Genomic DNA, 18373 nt, shown 5'->3' on the forward strand with positions numbered 1-18373 from the left:
CGGGTCGAGGGTCAAGCCGGGCGGCCGGACCGGCTCCGACGATACCGGCGGGCCTCCGACCAGCATGGTTGAACTTTGAACGAAACCGGTCTACAGTGGAGCCAACAAGTTGAAGCCTAAACAAATGGCTTCGAACCCGAGGAGGAGCCATGGGCCTTTTCAACCGCACCAAGAACACCGCCGCCGCGACCACCACCGCCGTCGCCGTCGCCGAGGGCCCGGACCTCGGCCACCTCTCCGGCGACTGGACCATCGACGCCACCCACAGCGAGATCGGCTTCTCCGTCCGCCACGCGATGGTCACCAACGTCAAGGGCCGCTTCACCGAGTACGACGGCAAGCTGCACCTCGACGGCACCACGCCGACCAACTCCAGCGCCGAGCTGGTGATCAAGGTCGGCAGCATCGACACCAACCAGGCCCAGCGCGACGAGCACCTGCGCACCGGCGACTTCTTCGCCGCGGAGACCTTCCCCGAGATGAGCTTCCGCAGCACCTCCGCCGAGCGCGTGCGCGACGACTCCTACCGGATGACCGGCAACCTGACCATCAAGGACGTCACCCGCCCGATCGTCCTGGACCTCGACTTCACCGGCACCGCCGTCGACGCCTACGGCGTGGACCGGGTCGGCTTCGAGGGCAAGGCCGTCCTGGACCGCACCGACTGGGGCCTGACCTACAACGCGGCGCTGGAGACCGGCGGCGTGCTGATCGGCGAGAAGGTCAAGCTCACCTTCGACATCTCCGCCGTGAAGGCGGCCTGACCCGGCCGACCACGGAACCGGGCCCGGCGGGCCCGCCCCGACCGCGGGCGCGCACCCGTCGGTTCCCCCACCGACCGCGCGCCCGCACCCGCCCCACCCCTGCCGACCCCCGAGCGGCAGGGGTGGGGTCGTCCATGGGCGCAACAACCGTGCGGCGCCCGGGGATTCCTGATCCGGGACAGGTTCGTGCACCACCTCCGCCCGGGGCCCGGCACGCCCGGCGGAGCGCTCAGGGCACCAGCAGCGCGGCGTCCGCTTCCGGCAGCCAACTGCCCGCCGGACGCCGCAACCACGCCTCGCGCGCGCCGAGTTCGGCAGCGGCCGACAGCAGCGCGGTCAGCCCGGGATGCCGCAGGTCCGGGCGGTGCACCAGGCTCACCAGACTGAGCGGCACCGGCTCGACCAGCGGCACGTTCACCGCGCCCGGCAGCGTCGGGCCGCCGGCGGTGGTCAGCATCGGATCGCCGTGCCGGACGAGGTAGCGGGCCGTCTCGTCCACCCCCACCGGCGGGACGCGCGGCGGCGCCGGCGCCAGACCGTGTTCCCTCAGCAGCCGCAGGCCGAGGTCGGCCCACTCGGTGGTGGCCGGGTTGCCCGCGCAGACGTCCACCGGATGTCCGGCCAGTTCGGCCAGCCGCAGGACCGGCCGCCCGGCGAGCGGATGGCCGGCCGCCATCATCACCGACACCGGCTCCAACCGGACGGGTCGCTGCGCGAGTTGGGCGCGCACGCCGGAGGGCAGACCGGCGAAGCGGCCGAACGAGACGTCCAGCCGGTGGGCGATCAGTTCACCAGCCGCGGCCGCCAGACCGCCGTGGAAGCGGGCCAGCAGTTCACCCTCCGGCCAGGCGGCGCGGGCCCGCCGGAACACCCGGTCGCCCGCCAGGTCCGGTCCGGTGACGTCGCTGTTGAGGTCGAGCAGCAACGGACGGTGCGCGGCGCCGGCCAGGATCTCGTCGTGCAGCGCCAGCAGCCGGCGTGCCCTGGGCAGCAACCCGTGGCCGGCGGCGGTGAGTTCGACGCTGCGCGTGGTGCGGGTGAACAGCGCGTCGCCGAGCAGCCGCTCCAGCGTCCGGACGTCCCGGCTGAGCGCCTGCTGGGCCACGTGCAGGCGCTCGGCGGCCCGCCCGAAGTGCAGCGTCTCGGCGGTCGCGACGAAGCCGCGGAGCAGGCGGGGATGCAGGTCACGGGGCATGGCGGCAGGCTAGCAACGCGCGCGGGCCGGGCGGCCTGCCGCGATGATCGACAACAGACCGTTGTCAATGCGGCAGAACAGGTGTTGGACCGCGCACCGCCGACGGCCCGAGGCTGGGGGCCTTCCTCCCCTTCTCCTCCCCGCGGAGTCCCATGCTCGCGCCCTACCGCCGCCTGTTCGCCCGCCCCGGCACCACCGCCTTCACCCTGGCCGGGCTGCTCGGCCGGCTCTCGATGTCGATGACCGGCGTCTCGCTGGTGGTCCTGCTCGCCGAACGGCGCGGCTCGTACGCGCTGGCGGGCACCGTCGCGGCGGCCGGCCTGGTCACCGGGGCGGTCGGCATGCCGGTGATCGGGCGCCTGGTCGACCGGTTCGGGCAGGCACGGGTCACCGTCCCGGCGGCGCTCTACAACGTGGTGCCGCTCATCGGCCTGCTGCTCTGCGTCCGCACCGGGGCGCCCGACTGGACGCTCTACCTCTGCTGGGCGGCCTGCGCGGCGGCGCCGAACCTCGGCGGCATGGCCCGGGCCCGCTGGGCGCACCTGCTGCGGGACCGGCCGGAGGACCGGCACCTCGCCAACTCCTTCGAACAGGCCCTGGACGAGGTCTGCTTCATGACCGGACCGGTGCTCGGCATGGTGCTGTGCACGACGATCGCGCCGGAGGCCGGCCTGCTCACCGCCGGCGGGCTCGGCGCGGCCGGCGCGCTGCTGTTCGCGGCCCAGCGCCACACCGAGCCGCCGCTCGACGACCACCCCGCCACCGGACGGCACGGCTCGCCGCTGCGGGTGCCGGGGCTGCGGGTGCTGACGCTGACCTTCCTCAGCACCGGCATGATCTTCGGCGCGCTCGACCTGACCACCGTCGCCTACGCGCAGGCGCTGGGGCACCGGCCGGTCGCGGGCCCGCTGCTGGGCCTGGTGGCGGCCGGATCCTGCGTGGCCGGGCTGGTGTTCGGGGCGCTGCGGCCCCGCGGGACGGCGCGGGCCCGCTTCCTGTGGGGCGTCGCGGCGATGTCGGGGCTGCTGCTCATGCCACTGGCCGCCGGGGTGGGCGGCGCGGGGCTCGCGCTGCTCGGGGCGGCACTGTTCGCGGCCGGCACGGGGACCGCGCCCACCATGGTCACCGGGATGTCGCTGCTCCAGGACCTGCTGCCGCAGCGGCAGTTGAACGAGGGCATGGCGATCGCGGTGTCCGGCATCCTGGTCGGCATCTCGGGCGGTTCGGCGCTGGCCGGCACGGTCGCCGAACACGCGGGGCCGGGCGCCGGCTACGGGATCCCGGCGGGGGCGGCGGTGCTCGCCCTGCTGCTCGCCCTCGCGGGCCGCCGCCACCTGGGCCCGCCGGCGCAGGAGCCCGAACGCGTTGTCGGTGTCGCGCACTAGCGTTCGGTGCATGGCTGAATCGGACACCATCGGCTACGTCCGCGGCGATGCCACGGCCCCCCGGGCAAGGGGGTGAAGGTGATCGCGCACATCTGCAACGACCTCGGCGGATGGGGGAAGGGGTTCGTGCTGGCCCTCTCGCGGCGCCGGCCCGAGCCGGAGGCGGCCTACCGGCGGTGGCACCGGGAGCGGGCGTCGAACGACTTCGGGCTCGGCGCCGTGCAGATGGTGCGGGTCGGGGAGGACCTCTGGGTGGCCAACATGGTCGGCCAGCGGGGCATCCGCACCACCCGCTCGTCCGGACCGCCGGTGCGCTACGAGGCGATCGACACCGCGCTGGCGACGCTGGGCGGGCACGCGCTCGGCCTGGGCGCGTCCGTGCACATGCCGCGGATCGGGTGCGGACTGGCGGGCGGACGCCGGGAGTCGGTCGAGCCGCTGGTGACGGCCCGGCTGACCGGCCGGGGCGTGCCGGTGACGGTCTACGACTTCGACTGACGGGCGAGTTCGGAAGCCGGCCAGGTGTACTCGTACTCGGGCAGCGTGTGGCCACCGGGGAAGACGCCCTCGCGCACGGCGGTGCGGTGGGCACCCTCCCGCTCGTAGAAGGCGACCGCCCGGGTGTTGGCCTGCAGCACCTCCAGGTAGAGGTCGGTCCCGGGGTGGCGGTGGGCCGTGTGGGCGCGGGCGGCGGCCAGCAGGTCCCGGCCGATGCCGCCGCCGGTCAGTCCGGGGCGGACGTGCAGGTTGTCGAGCAGCACCCGGCCGTCCCAGTGCGGGACGAGGTAGGCGAACCCGACGACCTCACCGTCCCGTTCGGCGATCAGCAGCTCGGGGGTGGTCTCCGGGCCGCCGTAGTCGACGGCCAGCCGCAGCTCCCAGATCTCGCGCCGCTCGGCGGCCAGCCCGTCGCCGAGGGCGTCGTCGGGGACGATCCCGGCGTACGCGGTGCGCCAGCTGGCGGCATGCAGTTCGGCCACGGCCTCGGCGTCCCGGGTACCGCCCGGACGGATCACGGTGCTCACGGGTCCAGCATCCCACCCTCACTTGAACGCGTTCAAGTCATGACCTAGAGTCAGCCCATGCCTTTGAACGTGTTCGAAAAATGCGGGCGGGCCGAGTCGGTACCGGATGCGCAGGGGCCATCCGGTGCCGCACGCAGCGACACCGCCTGGGACTGACCCGATCGGGCTAGGCTCGGGGTCGTGGACGACCTGGCAGCGACGAACGGCACGAGCGCGGCGAACGACGGCACCGGAACGGACGGGGGCGCCGCGGGCCCCGCCGAGGCGCGCGGCAGCCGCGCGCAGCCCAAGACCGACAAGAGCGAGCAGACCCGGGCCCTGATCCTGGAGACCGCGATGCGGCTCTTCCAGGAGCGCGGCTACGAGAAGACCACCATGCGCGCCATCGCCACCGAAGCCGGCGTCTCGGTCGGGAACGCCTACTACTACTTCTCGGCCAAGGAGTTCCTGATCCAGGGCTTCTACGACCGCATGACGTACGACCACGCGGCCGACGCCAGGGCCCGGATGGCGCACACCCGGGACTTCGCCGAGCGCCTGGAGATCGCGCTGACCTCCTGGCTCGACACGGCGGCGCCGTACCACGAGTTCGCGGCGCAGTTCTTCCGCACCGCCGCCGACCCGAACAGCTCGCTGAGCCCGTTCTCGAACGAGTCCCACCCGGCCCGGGCGACGGCGGTCGAGCTGTTCCGCGAGGTGCTGCAGGGCTCCGAGCTGGCACCGAAGCTGGACGCCGAACTGGTCGAACTGCTGCCCGACGTGCTGTGGCTGCACCTGATGGTCGTGGTGCTCTACTGGGTCTTCGACCGGACCGAGGACACCGAGCGGACCAGGGAGTTCGTCCGGCGCTCGACCCCCATGGCGGCGCGGGTGATCAACCTGTCGCGCTACCGGGTGTTCCGGCCGATCGTCCGCGACGCCAAGGGCCTCATCCAGGACTTCATCCTGCCCACCATCGGCAAGACCGCCGTGAAGTGACGCCCCCGGCCGGGCGGGCCGGGGGGGTGAGCGCCGGTCAGAAGCCGTCGATGTTCCAGGACAGCAGCGGCGTGCGCAGCAGCAGGTCCGCGGCGGCCACCGCGCCCGGACGCAGCTCGGTGACCAGGCCCGCCACCGCGAGCCGGGGCAGCGTCTCGCCGGCCAGGTAGAGCGCGCCGAGCGCCGAGGCGTCCAGCGCCAGCTCGGCCTCGTCGGTGGTCCGCACGGCGCGGCCGGTGCCGTCCGCGGCGACCTCGATGGCCCAGCGGCCGGCGGCGTAGCCGTCGCGGTCCTCGACGTCCAGCACCACGCGGCCGGGCGCGCCGTACGTCCGGGCGTTGAAGGCGGCCTCGACGTCCAGCACCCGCAGCCACATGAAGTCGGCGTTGTCGGCGTGCGGGGTGGCGGCGCGCGGCTCGTTCAGCAGCATCGGCAGCGGGTCGTCCGGGCCGACGTTGTCCACCACGACCTTGCGCACCCAGTCGACCGAACAGAGGTAGCGCCACAGCGCGGTGGCCGTCGGCCGGTCGAGGGCGAAGAAGTCGAGGACGGTGAGCGTGCAGTTCGGGTAGGAGCCGTCCCAGGTGTCGTCGACCTTGTAAACGGCCAGGCCGGTGGGGGTGCCCCCGGCGTCCCGGTGGACGACGGCGAAGGGCTCCTTCCAGTCGAAGCCGGGGACCTCGATCGCACCGGTGTGGCGCTGCCAGGTCAGCTCGTCGCGGTCGATCACGCCGGGCTGGGTGACCCGCCAGCGGTCGAACAGCTCGGGGCCGGTCTTGCGCAGCTCCTCCATGGAGACCAGGTCGATCCGCCCGCCGGGCACGGTGGGCAGGCCGGCCCGCAGGCCGCCGGCCCGGAGCAGGTCGATGTTCCAGCCGTGGCCGCGGGTGGCCGGGCCGAAGCCGTACCGGCCGTAGATGTTGTACTCGGCGGCGATCAGGATCGCGACGGCGGCGCCGCGCTCCCGGGCGGCCGCGAGGTCCCCGGTCATCATCCGGCGGAGCAGACCGCGCCGCCGGTGGGTGGCGGTCACGGTGACGGCGGTGATCGCGTCGGCCTTCACCACGGCGCCGCCGGGCACGGTCAGTTCGGCGTCGAAACTGCGGAAGGTGGCGACGATCCGGCCGTCGTCGAACGCCCCGATCATCCGGCCCGGCTCCCACTGACGGCGGCGGAACTCCGTCGCCCGCTCGACGCGCGAGCGCAGGAAGCCGACGGCCAGCGCCCGGTCCCACTCCTCGACCTCGTCCTCGCCGACCGCGCGGATCTCGATCCCACCGGCGACGCCGCCCTGCTCCTTCACGCGGTCGCCGCCCGGATCACGCGGTCCGCCGTTCGTCTCATTGCCCATTCGCTCACCGTACGGCGGGATATCGGCGCGGTCACCCGATTTATTCCGGGTGCGGAGGAGGCCCCGGCCCCGGGCTGTTCCGCCGTCGGTGAAGTCCGGTCCGGGCGGGCCCGGACCGCGCTACGGTCCGCTCTATGACGACGGTCACCACACGCACGGTCGAGTACCCGGCCGACGGACTGACAATGATCGGACACCTCGCCCTCCCCGCCGGCACCGGCCGCCGGCCCGCGGTCCTGCTCGGACCCGAGGGGCCGGGCATCAACGACGTCCACCGCGGGCGGGCCGAAGCCCTCGCCGAACTGGGCTACGTGGCCCTGGCCTTCGACCTCCACGGCGGGCGCTGGTTCACCGACCCGCAGGAGATGCTGGCCCGGGCGCTGCCGCTGCTCGCCGACCCCGACCGGCTGCGGGACATCGGTCACGCGGCGCTCGACGTGCTGCGCGGCGAGCCGCGGACCGACCCCGACCGGATCGCCGCCGTCGGCTACGGCACCGGGGGCGCGATCGCGCTGGAACTCGGCCGCGACGGGGCCGACCTGCGGGCGATCGCGACGGTCAACGCCCTGACCACGGGCCGGCCGGGCGAGGCCGCGCGGATCCGCTGCCCGGTGTGGGCCGGGGTCGGGTCGGAGGATCCGATCATGCCGCCCGAGCGCCGGGACGCGTTCGCGGCCGAGATGCAGGACGCGGGCGTCGACTGGCGCCTGGTGGTCTACGGCGGGGCGCAGCACGCCTTCCACCACCCGCCGGTCGACCACGCCGTGCTCCCCGGCGTCGGCCACCACCCGCGGCAGGCCGAGCGGGCCTGGCGCGACGTCCTCGCCCTGCTCGACGAGTGCGTGCCCGTGACGCGGTGAGCGGGCGCCACCCGGGCGGGGGTCGGGGACGCGGGGTCAGGGGCGGGCGTAGAAGCTCGGGGTGCCCATGATCCAGAGGCTGGCCTGCTTGATCGGCATGCCGGCCCGGGGCGCCTCGATCATCTGGTCGTCGCCGATGTAGAGGCCGACGTGGTGGATGTCGGCGGCGCGGCCGGTGGTGCTCCAGAAGACCAGGTCACCGGGGCGGAGCTGGCGGTAGGTGACCGGGGTGGACTGGGCGTACTGGTCGGCCGCGAAGTGGTTGAGCCGCTTGCCGCCCTGACGCCACGCCATCATGGTCAGCCCCGAGCAGTCGTAGCCGCCCGGGCCCTCTCCGCCCCAGACGTAGGGCAGGCCGATGGTGGAGCGGGCGAAGGCCATCGCCGCCGCCGCGCCCTCGGCCGACCAGGGGCGCTCCGGCGGCGGGGGTGCGGCGGCGGGGACGGGGGCGGCCGCACGCTGGACGGCCACGGCGGCTTCGGCGGCTTCTGCGCCGGCCCGCCGGGCGGCCTCGGTGGCGGCCCGTTCGGCGGCGGCCCTGGCCTCGGCCTCCCGGACGGCCTGTTCCGCCGCGGCCCGCTCCGCCGCCTCGCGCTCGGCCGCCGCCTTCTCGGCGGCCGCGCGGGCGGCGGCCTCGGCCTCCCGGGCGGCGATCGCCTCCAGCGCCTCGCGCCGCTGGCGTTCCAGCTCGACGGTCGTGTTCCGGGCGGCGGCCAGCTCGGCGAGCAGCTGCTCGCGCCGCAGACCGGTGGCCGTGACCTGGTTCTGCTGGTCCGTCAGCCGCGCCTCGGCGCGCTGCCGGGCGGCGCCGACCTCGGTGGCGGCGCGTTCGGCGGTCCCGGTGGCGGCGCGCGCGGCGGCGGCGGCCCGGGCCGCCTGGGCGGCTGTGGAGACCGCCGCGTCGAGGATCTGCCGGGTGCGGTCGCTGGCGACCCCGACCACCGCGGCCCGGTCCCCGGCCTCGCGCGGGCCGTGCGCGCCGAGCAGGGCGTTGAGCGCGGAGAGTTCGGCGCCGGCGCCCTGCCGGTACGTCTCGGCGGCCAGCGCGGCGGCGTCCTCGGCGGCCGCGGACCGCTCGGCCTCGGCCGCCGCCGCCCGGCCGGCCTCGGCGGACTCCTCGGCGCGGGCCCGGGTGAGGGCCAGTTGGGCGCCGTTGTAGGCCTCGACGGCCTGTTCGGCGGTCCGGGCGGCCCGGTCGGCCTCGGCCCGGGCGGCGGTGAGCCCGGCCTCGATGGCGGCGACGGTGCCGGCCCGGCGGTCGGCCTCGGCCCGGGCCCGGTCGATCTCCTCGGTGGACGGATAGGCCTGCTCCCCCGGTCCGGCGGCCCCGGCCGGGTCGGCGGACGGATCCGCGGAGGGATCGGCGGACGGATCGGCCGCGGGCGGGCCGGCCGGGCCCGGCTCCCCCGGGGCCGCCGCCGCGGCGGGGAGCAGTCCGAGCAGGACGGTGAGGGACAACAGGAGGGTCGGCAGGAGTCTGCGCGCCATATTTCATCCCTTCGGACGGTCACGAGGGAGGGGAGCGTCCGGTGCCCGCCGCCGGCGGCCCGACGGAACACCCCATTCCATGACAAGACGGTCACTGTCCGCCATGTTCTCAAGCCGGGCCGTCTTCACACCTCAAGCCCGCACCTCCGACCGGGTGACCATCGGATGATCCGACCGAAGCCCGCCCCCGGCCGCGCCCCCGACGGCGGCGGTCTAGCGGCTCATCCGGCGGGTGCGCGGCCGCAGCCAGCGGTGCCGGTCCGGCCGGGGCGTGCGGCCGACCCGGCCGAGCGCGTACGTCCGGCTGCGGCCGGCCCGGACCGCCCCGCGCCGCTGCTGGGCCCGGCCCTGCCGCCCCGCCCGGTCGCCCGGCCCGCCGTCCGCCGCCGCGCCCCCGGCCGCACCGGCCCCACCGGTGCTCCGGTGGCTCCCGGACGGGTGCTCCGCGCTGCCCGCCGCGGAGCGGCGGTCGGCCAGCCGGGCGGAGCGCCGGGCCAGCGCCCGGGCGGTGTGCACGTCGAGGTGGGCGGTGGCCCGGGCGGCCATCCGCTCGGCCACCCGGTGGGCCGCCGGGTGGTGGGCCGGCACCTTGTCGGGCGCCCCGGCGATCAGGTCGAAGAGCCAGGTCCTGGCCCGGTCCGCGCGCCGGTGCAGAAGGCGCTCGCGCCGGAGCGCCCGGGCCCGCAGGCGCGGGCTCGCGGCGTACCGCCAGCGCGCCCAGGGGCTGCTCGGGCGGGCCAGCCGGACCGCGCCGATCCAGGAGAGGCCGGGCACCATGATGCCGAGCAGCCCGGTCCACACCTTGCCCTTGAGCAGGGTGACGACCATCGCCAGCGCGTTCACCGAGATCACCGTGACCAGCCCCCACCTGGTCTCCCCGGTGGGCTCGGCGCCGAGCGGGACGTAGCCGACGAGCAGCAGGCCGGTGAAGAGGATGCCGAAGATCACCGCGTCCACCGACTTGCGGCCCTGCTCGCTCCAGTAGACGTCGTCCAGGTGCAGGATCAGCGCGAACTCGTCCAGCACCAGGCCGCAGCCGATGCCGAAGAGCAGCCCGAAGACGTCGATCCACGGGTGCCCGCCGTAGGTCGCGAACACCCCGATGCCGCCGGCCAGCAGGAACCCCAGGCCGAAGACCATGTGGTGGATGTGCAGCCCGCCGGGCGTCACGTTGCCGGGCCACCAGCGCACCTGGGCCCTGATCATCCGCACGCTGAACCGGATGAAGACGAAGGAGGTGATGAACCCGACCAGCAGCAGGAACAGCGGTTGCTTGTGCGTGGCCACGATGTGCTCGCGGTAGCCGTCCAGCAAGGTGGTCATGGGTCTTACCTTCGTTCCTGGTGCTGCGTGCGGCCTACCGCGACATGGCCCGCGGGCCAACGCCCGGCGTCAGAAGCCGCGGGTGCGCTTGGCGGCCCGGCGGGGGATCACCGGGGCGAGCGAGGGCCGCTCGACCCCGACCGGGAGCTTCATGAAGAGCCGGGCGATCTCGCCTCCCAGGTTCACGCCGATGGCCAGCGCCATCGCGATCGCGGCGGCCCGGGTGATCTGCACCAGGCCCCCGCTGGGGTGGCCCTGGGCGAACGAGAGCATGCCGAGGTAGAGCGCCGAACCGGGCATCAGCGGACCGATCGCGGCGGTGACGTACGGCAGCGCGGACCCGTTGCGGTAGCGCGCCATCAGCTGCCCGAAGAGGCCGACCAGGCCGGCCGCCACCCCGGTCGCGACGATCGGCGAGATCCCGGCGTTGTAGGCCAGCACGCCGTAGCTGGCCCAGCCGATGCCGCTGTTCAGGGTGACCAGGGCGAGCGAGCGGCGGTCGGTCTGCAGCAGCATCGCGAAGGCGAGGGTGAGCACCATCGCGGCGACCATCTGGACCGGCGGGTAGCTGATCCCGGCCAGTGACTCGTCCGGGCGCAGCTTCGCCTCGAAGCCGACGCCCAGGTAGAGGATCAGCATCACGCCGATGACGATGCCCGCCACCAGGTAGATCACCTCCAGCAGGCGGGCCGCGGCGGTGATGTAGAAGCCGGTCAGGCCGTCCTGCACGGCGGCGACCAGGGCGCGTCCGGGCAGCAGCGCGAACAGCCCACCGGTGATCACCACGGAGCCGCGCAGGCCCAGGTCGTTGAAGGAGAGCACGATGCCGGAGGCGGCGGCCGGCATCGCGGCCAGCACGAACTGGTAGAACTCCGGCAGCCCGCGACGGGCGACCAGCGAGGCCAGCCGGTCGCCGAGCACGGCGGCGACGAAGGCGCTGAGGAAGACCAGCCAGGCCTTGTCGTCGATCTTCCCGCCGACCAGGAAGGTCGCCGCGCCGGCCAGCAGGCCGGTGTTCAGCGCGAGCAGCCAGGCCGCGTACGGGTGCCGGTTGCGGCGGATCACCGCGAGCCGGCGGTAGGCGTCGTTGACGCTCACCTTCTCCGCGGTGATGTCCGCGACCAGCTCGTACACGGCGTTCAGCCGGGTGTAGTCGGAGGTGCGGCGGCGCACCACGCGGTCGGCGGTGATCGGCGGTTCGACCAGCGAGGGCTGGTGCGAGATGCCGATCAGGGTGAAGGTGACCTGCGGTTCGCAGCGGTCCAGCCGGTAGGCGTGCGCGATGCCGAGCATGGCCGCCTCGACGTCCTCGGCGGCCTCGCCGCTGGCCAGCAGCAGCTCGCCGATGCGCAGCGTCAGGTCGAGGATGCGCGGGACGTTGCGGGCGGCGGCGGAGGCGGTGGCCGGATGCAGCTCGCGGGCGCTGCGCTCGAAGGCGGGGCGCTCGGACATCGGGGTGCGCAGCAGGGTGCGCATCCGGTCCGGCCAGGGTGCCTCGCCGGGGGCGCCGGGGCTGAGGGCGCCGAGGGGGATGCCGGTCGGCGGGGTGTAGCCGGCGGCCCGCCACTCCTCGGGGGTGAGGGTGTCCTCGGCCGCGGAGCGGCGGCGGTACACCGGGGCGAGCGGTTCCCCGGCGGGCGCGGGTTCCGGCTCGGGCACGGGCGCGGGCTCGGGTTCGGGCTCCGGGGCCAGCAGGCCCTTGGTCTCGGGGGCGGGCAGGGCGAGCGGGATCTCCACGGTCTGCTCGGAGACCGGGGCGGGGTGCCCGAGCAGCCCCTCGGTGGGCGGCGCCTCGGAGGGGTGGACCGGTCGCGCGCCGGCGGCCGGGCGGGCCTGCCGCTGCGGACGGCCGCCCCGGCCGCCCCTGGCCCTCTTGCCGCCGCCCGGTCGGCCCCGCTTCGGCACTTCCGCTCCTTGCCGCCCCTGGCGGTGCCGGTCCCCCGGGCCGCCGTTCGATCTCCGGATACACCTTGCCTGATCGAACTGCCGGACGCACATGTACGCGGCGGCGGGCGCGGCCGCCTCCGGACGCCTACCCGGCGCGGTGGCGGCCGCCGGTTCCGGCGACCGGGGCGGCCGGCCGGTCTCCGGCCCGACCCGCGGCGGCGTCGGCACCGGAGGGGACGGCCCTGCCGGAGCGGCGGGCGCGGAGCAGTTCGACGGCGACCGGGATCACCGAGACCAGCACGATGCCGACCAGGATCGCCTCGATGTTGTCCCGGACGAACGGGATCTGCCCGAGGAAGTAGCCGAGCACCGTGACACCGGCGCCCCACAGCACGCCGCCGATCACGTTGAAGAGGACGAAGACGCGGTAGTTCATCCCGCTCACCCCGGCGACGATCGGGGTGAAGGTGCGGACGATCGGCACGAAGCGGGCCAGCACGATCGCCTTCGGCCCGTGCCGGTCGAAGAAGGCCGCCGCCTTCTCCACGTTCTCCTGCTTGAACAGCCGGGAGTCGGGGCGCCGGAACAGGCTGGGGCCGACCTTCCGTCCGAACAGGTAGCCGACCTGGTCGCCGGCCACCGCCGCGAGCACGATCAGCACGCAGATCAGCCAGAGCGGCTGGTGCAGGTAGGTGCCGCCGGCCACCAGCAGGCCGGTGGTGAAGAGCAGCGAGTCACCGGGGAGGAAGAAGCCGATCAGCAGGCCGGACTCGGCGAAGACGATGGCCAGGATGCCGATCGGCCCGAAGGTGGAGATCAGATGGGTCGGATCGAGCCAGGACGGGCCGAGGGCGAGGCTGGTCACGGGGCGGAACTCCTGAGGGCCTGTAGGAAGGTCGACTCTTGGCAATGAAACAGTAAAGCATTCACCAAGGAGCCATCGAACACCCCTGCTCCAGGCAGTAGTCGGACCATCATCCGGATCCCACCATCGGGCGAATCCCCACCCCTTCGGTGGAGTTCGTCCGGGGCACCGGTGAATGCTGGCCGGGCGACGTCGGGCCACGGCGCCGCGGAGCGGCCACTCCGCCGGACGCCACCATTCGCACTCCACTCCTGGGAGACCACCGTGTCCCGTATCCGCGCAGCCGCCGCCGTCACCGCCCTCGGGGCCCTCCTCCTCGCGGGCATCGGCACCGCGCACGCCGACAACGGCGCCGGCGCGGACCATCACTCCAGCAGCGGCGTGGTGAGCAGCACCGGCTCCGGCAACGTGATCGGCAACGTCCTCGGCAACGTGACCGGCACCCAGCAGACCGCCACCGGCTCCGGTGCGGGCAACCAGACCAACACCCTCGCCGTGACCGGCAACGCGGGCGGCATCGGCGCGCTGCGGGGCAACGGCAATCTCGCCGCCCCGATCGTCCCGCCCGCCGGCGGCTGAACGGCCCGCCCCCTCCGCCCCCGAGCACCCCCTCCGGTCCCGGCCGGGTGCCGCCCCACGCCGGTGGGGCGGCACCCGGCCGCGTCGCGTCCGGCCCGGCCCCACCCTGGACAGCCGCAGCCGCCCGGGATTGACTGGTGAGGCGATCGGCGGGGCCGCCCGGGCCCGCCCGGTCGGGCTCCACCGAACGTCAGGCACCGTCGAAGGGAGGCGCCAGCGTGCGCCGCACCGTGTTCACCGAGGACCACGAGGCCTTCCGGGAGACCATCCGGGACTTCATCGCCAACGAGGTCGTCCCCGTCTACGAGAGCTGGGAGGCCGAGGGCCACCCGCCGCGGGACTTCTACCGCCGGCTCGGCGCGCTCGGGGTCTTCGGCATCGAGGTGCCCGAGGAGTACGACGGCGCGGGCGAGAGCGGTTTCAAGTACCAGGCGGTGATCGCCGAGGAGACGGCGCGGGCCGGCGTCAGCTTCGGCTCCTCCGGGGTGCACACCGGCCTGGTGCTGCCCTATCTGCTGGAGTACGCGACCGAGGAGCAGAAGCGGCGCTGGCTGCCCGGCTTCGTCTCCGGCGACCTGATGACCGCGATCGCGATGACCGAGCCGGGCGCCGGCTCCGACCTCGCCGGCATCACCACCACCGCGCGGCTCTCCGAGGACGGCACCCACTACGTCCTCAACGGTGCCAAGACCTTCATCACCGGCGGCGTCCTCGCCGACCTCGTCCTGGTGGTCTGCCGCACCTCGCCGTACGACCCGGAGAACCGCCGGGCCGGGCTCTCCATCCTCTGCGTGGACACCGCCTCCCCCGGCTACAGCGTCGGCCGCAAGCTGCAGAAGATCGGCCTGCGCACCTCGGACACCGCCGAACTGGCGTTCTCGGACGTCAAGGTGCCGGTGGAGAACCTGCTCGGCGAGGAGGGGCGGGCGTTCGCGTACCTGACCCACAACCTGGTGCAGGAGCGGCTGGCGATCGCGGTCGGCGCGTACGCGGCCTCCGCGGCGGCGGTGCGGTTCACGGTGCGGTACGTGAAGGACCGCACGGTGTTCGGCAAGGCGGTCGCCGAGTTCCAGAACACCAAGTTCACGCTGGCCGACTGCGAGGCCCAGGTGGTGGCGCAGCAGTCGATGGTCGACCGCGCGCTGGAGCTCTACCAGAACGGCGGGTTGACGGTGGCGGACGCCGCCGCGGCCAAGCTGTTCTGCACCGAGTCGGCGTCCGGCGTGATCGACAAGTGCCTGCAGCTGCACGGCGGTTACGGCTACATCCTGGAGTACCCGATCGCCCGGCTCTACACCGACAACCGGGTGTTCCGGATCTACGGTGGTACGAGCGAGGTCATGCGCAGCATCGTCGCCAAGTCGCTCGGGCTGTAACGGGCCGCGGCGGGCTGCCGCAGGCGGCGTACGGGCCGGCCCGTACGCCGTTCACCCACGCGGTCAGTTGGGCGAGTGGTGCTCGGCGCGCCACGCGTCCCAGCCGGCCGACGACGCCACCTTGGCCTCGTGCAGGGCCCGCTGGGCCATGGCGGACGGCGGGCGGTCCAGCCCGCGCACCCACTTGCGGCCGGCCGTGGCCAGCGCCGCGCACACCATCACCGCGCCCGCCGTCCCGAACAGCGCGCCGATGCCGGTCAGCAACGCGCCGCCGGCCAGCAGCGAGCGGTTGACCTGGAATCCGCTGAGAAAACTCTCGTTGGTCGCCATGCCTCCACGATGGAGGCAGTCGGCCGCCGCCGCACGCCGAGCGCATCCGCGCGCGGCCGGGCATGCGGGTGCGGGGCGGCTCGGCGTGCGGGCACGGGGCGCGTCCGGGACGCTGGGCCGCAGGAGCGCCCGCGCAGCAGGACGGCACCCGGACGGCAGGAGGACGCGCGATGGTCGATCTCGAACAGCTCGTCGCGGAGCACGCGGCCCTGGCGGCCGAGAGCCCGCACGGCCGCAGCGCCCATCTGGTGCTGCACGACGGGGTGCTGCGGCAGACGGTGATCGCGCTGACCGCGGGCACCTCGCTCGACGAGCACAACGCCCCGGCGGCCGCCAGCGTCCAGGTGCTGCGCGGGCGGGTCTCGCTCACCATCGCCGGGCGGCGCGAGGAGCTCTCCGCGGGGGAGCTGCAGGCCGTCCCGCAGGAGCGGCACGGCCTGCTCGCCCACGTCGACTCGGTGGTGCTGCTGACGGCCGTCACCGCCTGAGTCCCGGCCGGGTACGGGTACGGGCCGGGTTCAGGCCGCCGGGCCGTGCCAGTCCGCCGCCGGCTTCGGCTTCAGCACCGAGCCGCCGACCAGCTCCAGCCCGCGCAGCAGGTCCCGCCCGCCCGGCGCCAGTTCGGGCGTGGCCAGCCACTGCCCGGCCAGGCCCACCAGCAGCGCCTGGTAGAAGGTGCCGCGGGCCAGCTCCTCCTCGGTGTCCGGCACCTCGGGGAGGCCCTGGAACAGGGCCGCCAGCCCGAGCCGCCCGTCCTTCTGGATCCCGGCCAGCGCCTCCCGCAGCTCCGGTGCCCGCTCCACCTGCACCATCGCCTCGAACTGCGAGGCCCAGAGGCCGCGGTTCTCGGCGATGGTCCGCCGCACGCCGTCCCAGACGGCGACGAACCGCTCCTCCGGGTCGTCGGACGCCTCGTTGGCCCGCGCCACCACGGCCCCCACCATGAGGCCCCACTCCCCCGTCGCCTCGATCAGCGCAGCGTTGAGCAGCGCCTCCTTGGAGCCGAAGTGGTAGCCGATGGCCGCCAGGCTGACGCCCGAGGCGGTGGCGATGTCCCGGGCAGTGGTGCGCCCGTAGCCCTTCTCGATCAGGCAGCGCTTGGCGCCGGCCATGAGGTCCTCACGATTTCCCATGCCCGCATGCTACGTCCGATCAAGACGGATGTCTTGCACGAATGTCTTGCACGATAGATTCAGACGCTCGTACTAGACAAGCGTCTGACACGTCCGTACTGTCTCCCCCATGACCGCAACCACCGGCCGCGCAGGCCGTCGCGAATGGATCGGCCTGGCCGTTCTGCTGCTCCCGACCCTCGTCCTCACCATGGACATGGGCGTGCTCTTCTTCGCCGTCCCCTACATCTCCACCACGCTGGCGCCGAGCGGCACCGAGCAGCTGTGGATCATGGACATGTACTCGTTCCTGCTGGCCGGCCTGCTGATCACCATGGGCGCGCTGGGCGACCGGATCGGCCGCCGCCGGCTGCTGATGATCGGCGCCGCCGGCTTCGCCGGTGCCTCGCTGCTCGCCGCCTCGGCGGACAGCGCCGGCCAGCTGATCGCGGCCCGCGCCCTGCTGGGCGCCGCCGGGGCCACCGTGATGCCCTCGACCCTCGCGCTGATCCGCAACATGTTCCACGACCCCAAGCAGCGCCAGGTCGCGCTCGGCGCCTGGGGCGGCATCCTCACCGCCGGCGCCACCCTCGGTCCCGTCGCCGGCGGCCTGCTGCTCGACCACTTCTGGTGGGGCTCGGCCTTCCTGCTCGCCGTCCCGGTGATGGCCCTGGTCCTGCTCACCGCCCCGGTGCTGCTCCCCGAGTACCGCTCCCCGCAGCACGGCAGCTTCGACCTGCTCGGCGCCGCGCTCTCGCTGGCCGCCGTCCTGCCGCTGGTCTACGGCGTCAAGACGCTCGCGGTGGACGGCTGGGAGCCGCTCGCCGCGCTCGCCGTCCCGGCCGGCCTGCTGCTCGGCGGCGCGTTCTACCTGCGCCAGCGCACCGCCGCCAACCCGCTGCTCGACCTCGGCCTGTTCCGGATCCGCGCCTTCAGCGGGGCGATCAGCGTCAACACCGTGGCGATGTTCGCGATGATGGGCTTCACCCTCTTCACCTCGCAGTACCTGCAGCTGGTCAAGGGCATGAGCCCGCTCACCGCCTCGCTCTGGTCGCTGGTCCCCAGCGTCGGCGTGGGCGCCGCCGTCGGCCTGAGCTCGGCGCTCGCCGGCAGGGTCCGTCCGGCGGCGATGATGGCCGGCGGCTTCCTGGTCGGCGCGGCCGGCTTCGCGATGATGACCCGGGTCGGCGCGGACTCCCCGCTGGCGTTCATCCTCACCGCGGCGGGCGTCCTGGCCGCCGGCACCGTCGGCACCATGACCCTCACCGCCGAGATGGTGGTCTCCGCCGCCCCCGTCGAGCGGGCCGGCGCCGCCTCCGCCACCTCGGAGACCGCCGTCGAGCTCGGCAGTTCCCTCGGCATCGCGCTGCTCGGCGCGGCCGGCGCCGCGGTCTACCGCTCCCACCTGGACGGCGCCCTCCCGGCCGGCCTGGAGGGCGAGGCCGCCCGCACCGCGCAGGACACCCTCGGCGGCGCGGTCACCGTCGCGGCCCAGCTGCCCGGCCGGCTCGGCGGCGACCTCCTCGCCACCGCCCGCACCGCGTTCACCGACGGCCTGCACGTCGCCGCCGTCGTCGGCCTCGTCCTGACGGTCGGCGCCTCCCTCCTCGCCTACCGCCTCATGCGTCACCTCCCGGCCGCCGCACCGGCCCCCGCCCCCGAGCCGGCCGCCGCCTGACCCCCACCGCCGATCCCCCCGCACGCGCGTCATCGCAGCCCCCGCCCACCCCCGGGCGGGGGCTGCCGCGCCGCTACCGCCGAGGGGTCAGGGCCCCCACCGCCCCGGCGGCTTCCCCCCACCTCGCACCTCAAACGGCGGCGCGCCGGCCGACCCGGCCGGCCGGCCCACGTACAC

At 74.5% G+C, this 18373-nt stretch carries 17 protein-coding genes and 1 pseudogene; 9 read left to right on the plus strand and 9 right to left on the minus strand.

The window, feature by feature from the left end:
* The first annotated feature begins 149 nt into the window (after positions 1-149).
* Positions 150-764 (plus strand): YceI family protein, encoded by a 615-nt coding sequence (locus tag ABT238_RS03355; RefSeq protein ID WP_350564559.1) that lies wholly within the window; start codon positions 150-152, stop codon positions 762-764.
* A gap of 229 nt (positions 765-993) precedes the next feature.
* On the opposite strand, the gene ABT238_RS03360 is transcribed toward ABT238_RS03355, so the two are convergent.
* A complete protein-coding gene (locus tag ABT238_RS03360) occupies positions 994-1959 on the minus strand; it encodes a LysR family transcriptional regulator (protein ID WP_350755402.1) in 966 nt (321 codons plus the stop codon).
* A gap of 152 nt (positions 1960-2111) precedes the next feature.
* Between ABT238_RS03360 and ABT238_RS03365 the strand changes: the two genes are divergently transcribed.
* Together ABT238_RS03365 and ABT238_RS03370 are read left to right on the plus strand one after the other, a co-directional pair.
* Positions 2112-3344 (plus strand): MFS transporter, encoded by a 1233-nt coding sequence (locus ABT238_RS03365; protein ID WP_350755403.1) that lies wholly within the window; start codon positions 2112-2114, stop codon positions 3342-3344.
* 10 nt (positions 3345-3354) lie between these two features.
* Positions 3355-3842: pseudogene (locus tag ABT238_RS03370) on the plus strand (macro domain-containing protein).
* On the opposite strand, the gene ABT238_RS03375 reads toward ABT238_RS03370, so the two are convergent.
* Positions 3827-4369: a GNAT family N-acetyltransferase gene (locus ABT238_RS03375; protein ID WP_350564565.1), complete on the minus strand. Its 543-nt coding sequence runs from the start codon at positions 4367-4369 to the stop codon at positions 3827-3829. The pseudogene ABT238_RS03370 and the gene ABT238_RS03375 sit on opposite strands and share 16 nt — an antisense overlap.
* A 180-nt stretch (positions 4370-4549) precedes the next feature.
* On the opposite strand from ABT238_RS03375, the gene ABT238_RS03380 reads away from it, so the two are divergent.
* A complete protein-coding gene (locus tag ABT238_RS03380; protein ID WP_350564566.1) occupies positions 4550-5347 on the plus strand; it encodes a TetR/AcrR family transcriptional regulator in 798 nt (265 codons plus the stop codon).
* A gap of 37 nt (positions 5348-5384) precedes the next feature.
* On the opposite strand, the gene ABT238_RS03385 is transcribed toward ABT238_RS03380, so the two are convergent.
* Entirely contained in the window at positions 5385-6698 is a 1314-nt protein-coding gene (locus ABT238_RS03385) for a GNAT family N-acetyltransferase (RefSeq protein ID WP_350755404.1), read from the minus strand.
* Between the two features lie 134 nt (positions 6699-6832).
* Here ABT238_RS03385 and ABT238_RS03390 point away from each other — a divergent pair, with 134 nt between their 5' ends.
* A complete protein-coding gene (locus tag ABT238_RS03390; protein ID WP_350564569.1) occupies positions 6833-7558 on the plus strand; it encodes a dienelactone hydrolase family protein in 726 nt (241 codons plus the stop codon).
* A 36-nt stretch (positions 7559-7594) separates the two neighbouring features.
* Here the strand turns inward: ABT238_RS03390 and ABT238_RS03395 are convergent, their stop codons facing one another.
* The 4 genes from ABT238_RS03395 to ABT238_RS03410 all read right to left on the minus strand — a co-directional run bounded on the left by ABT238_RS03395 (position 7595) and on the right by ABT238_RS03410 (position 13121).
* Positions 7595-9046, minus strand: a complete 1452-nt coding sequence (locus tag ABT238_RS03395) for a C40 family peptidase (RefSeq protein WP_350755405.1) — start codon at positions 9044-9046, stop codon at positions 7595-7597.
* A 213-nt stretch (positions 9047-9259) separates the two neighbouring features.
* Positions 9260-10369, minus strand: coding sequence for a hypothetical protein (locus ABT238_RS03400; RefSeq protein ID WP_350564573.1), 1110 nt, complete (start codon positions 10367-10369; stop codon positions 9260-9262).
* Between the two features lie 69 nt (positions 10370-10438).
* Positions 10439-12274, minus strand: a complete 1836-nt coding sequence (locus ABT238_RS03405) for a threonine/serine exporter family protein (protein ID WP_350564574.1) — start codon at positions 12272-12274, stop codon at positions 10439-10441.
* Positions 12275-12401: 127 nt separating this feature from the next.
* Positions 12402-13121: a DedA family protein gene (locus ABT238_RS03410; RefSeq protein WP_350564576.1), complete on the minus strand. Its 720-nt coding sequence runs from the start codon at positions 13119-13121 to the stop codon at positions 12402-12404.
* 264 nt (positions 13122-13385) lie between these two features.
* Here ABT238_RS03410 and ABT238_RS03415 point away from each other — a divergent pair, with 264 nt between their 5' ends.
* Positions 13386-13700 (plus strand): hypothetical protein, encoded by a 315-nt coding sequence (locus ABT238_RS03415; RefSeq protein ID WP_350755406.1) that lies wholly within the window; start codon positions 13386-13388, stop codon positions 13698-13700.
* Between the two features lie 218 nt (positions 13701-13918).
* Positions 13919-15076 (plus strand): acyl-CoA dehydrogenase family protein, encoded by a 1158-nt coding sequence (locus ABT238_RS03420; protein ID WP_350755407.1) that lies wholly within the window; start codon positions 13919-13921, stop codon positions 15074-15076.
* A 63-nt stretch (positions 15077-15139) separates the two neighbouring features.
* On the opposite strand, the gene ABT238_RS03425 is transcribed toward ABT238_RS03420, so the two are convergent.
* Complete coding sequence (locus tag ABT238_RS03425) at positions 15140-15406, minus strand: hypothetical protein (RefSeq protein ID WP_350755408.1); 267 nt, start codon at positions 15404-15406, stop codon at positions 15140-15142.
* A 170-nt stretch (positions 15407-15576) separates the two neighbouring features.
* On the opposite strand from ABT238_RS03425, the gene ABT238_RS03430 reads away from it, so the two are divergent.
* Positions 15577-15894, plus strand: coding sequence for a cupin domain-containing protein (locus tag ABT238_RS03430; RefSeq protein ID WP_350564584.1), 318 nt, complete (start codon positions 15577-15579; stop codon positions 15892-15894).
* Between the two features lie 30 nt (positions 15895-15924).
* On the opposite strand, the gene ABT238_RS03435 is transcribed toward ABT238_RS03430, so the two are convergent.
* A complete protein-coding gene (locus ABT238_RS03435; RefSeq protein ID WP_350564586.1) occupies positions 15925-16539 on the minus strand; it encodes a TetR/AcrR family transcriptional regulator in 615 nt (204 codons plus the stop codon).
* Between the two features lie 109 nt (positions 16540-16648).
* Here ABT238_RS03435 and ABT238_RS03440 point away from each other — a divergent pair, with 109 nt between their 5' ends.
* The gene (locus tag ABT238_RS03440) at positions 16649-18196 is read left to right on the plus strand and encodes an MFS transporter (protein WP_350755409.1); all 1548 of its coding nucleotides are present in this window, start codon (positions 16649-16651) and stop codon (positions 18194-18196) included.
* Positions 18197-18373: the final 177 nt, after the last annotated feature.

Source organism: Kitasatospora sp. NPDC001527, assembly GCF_040298605.1.
Lineage (GTDB): Bacteria > Actinomycetota > Actinomycetes > Streptomycetales > Streptomycetaceae > Kitasatospora.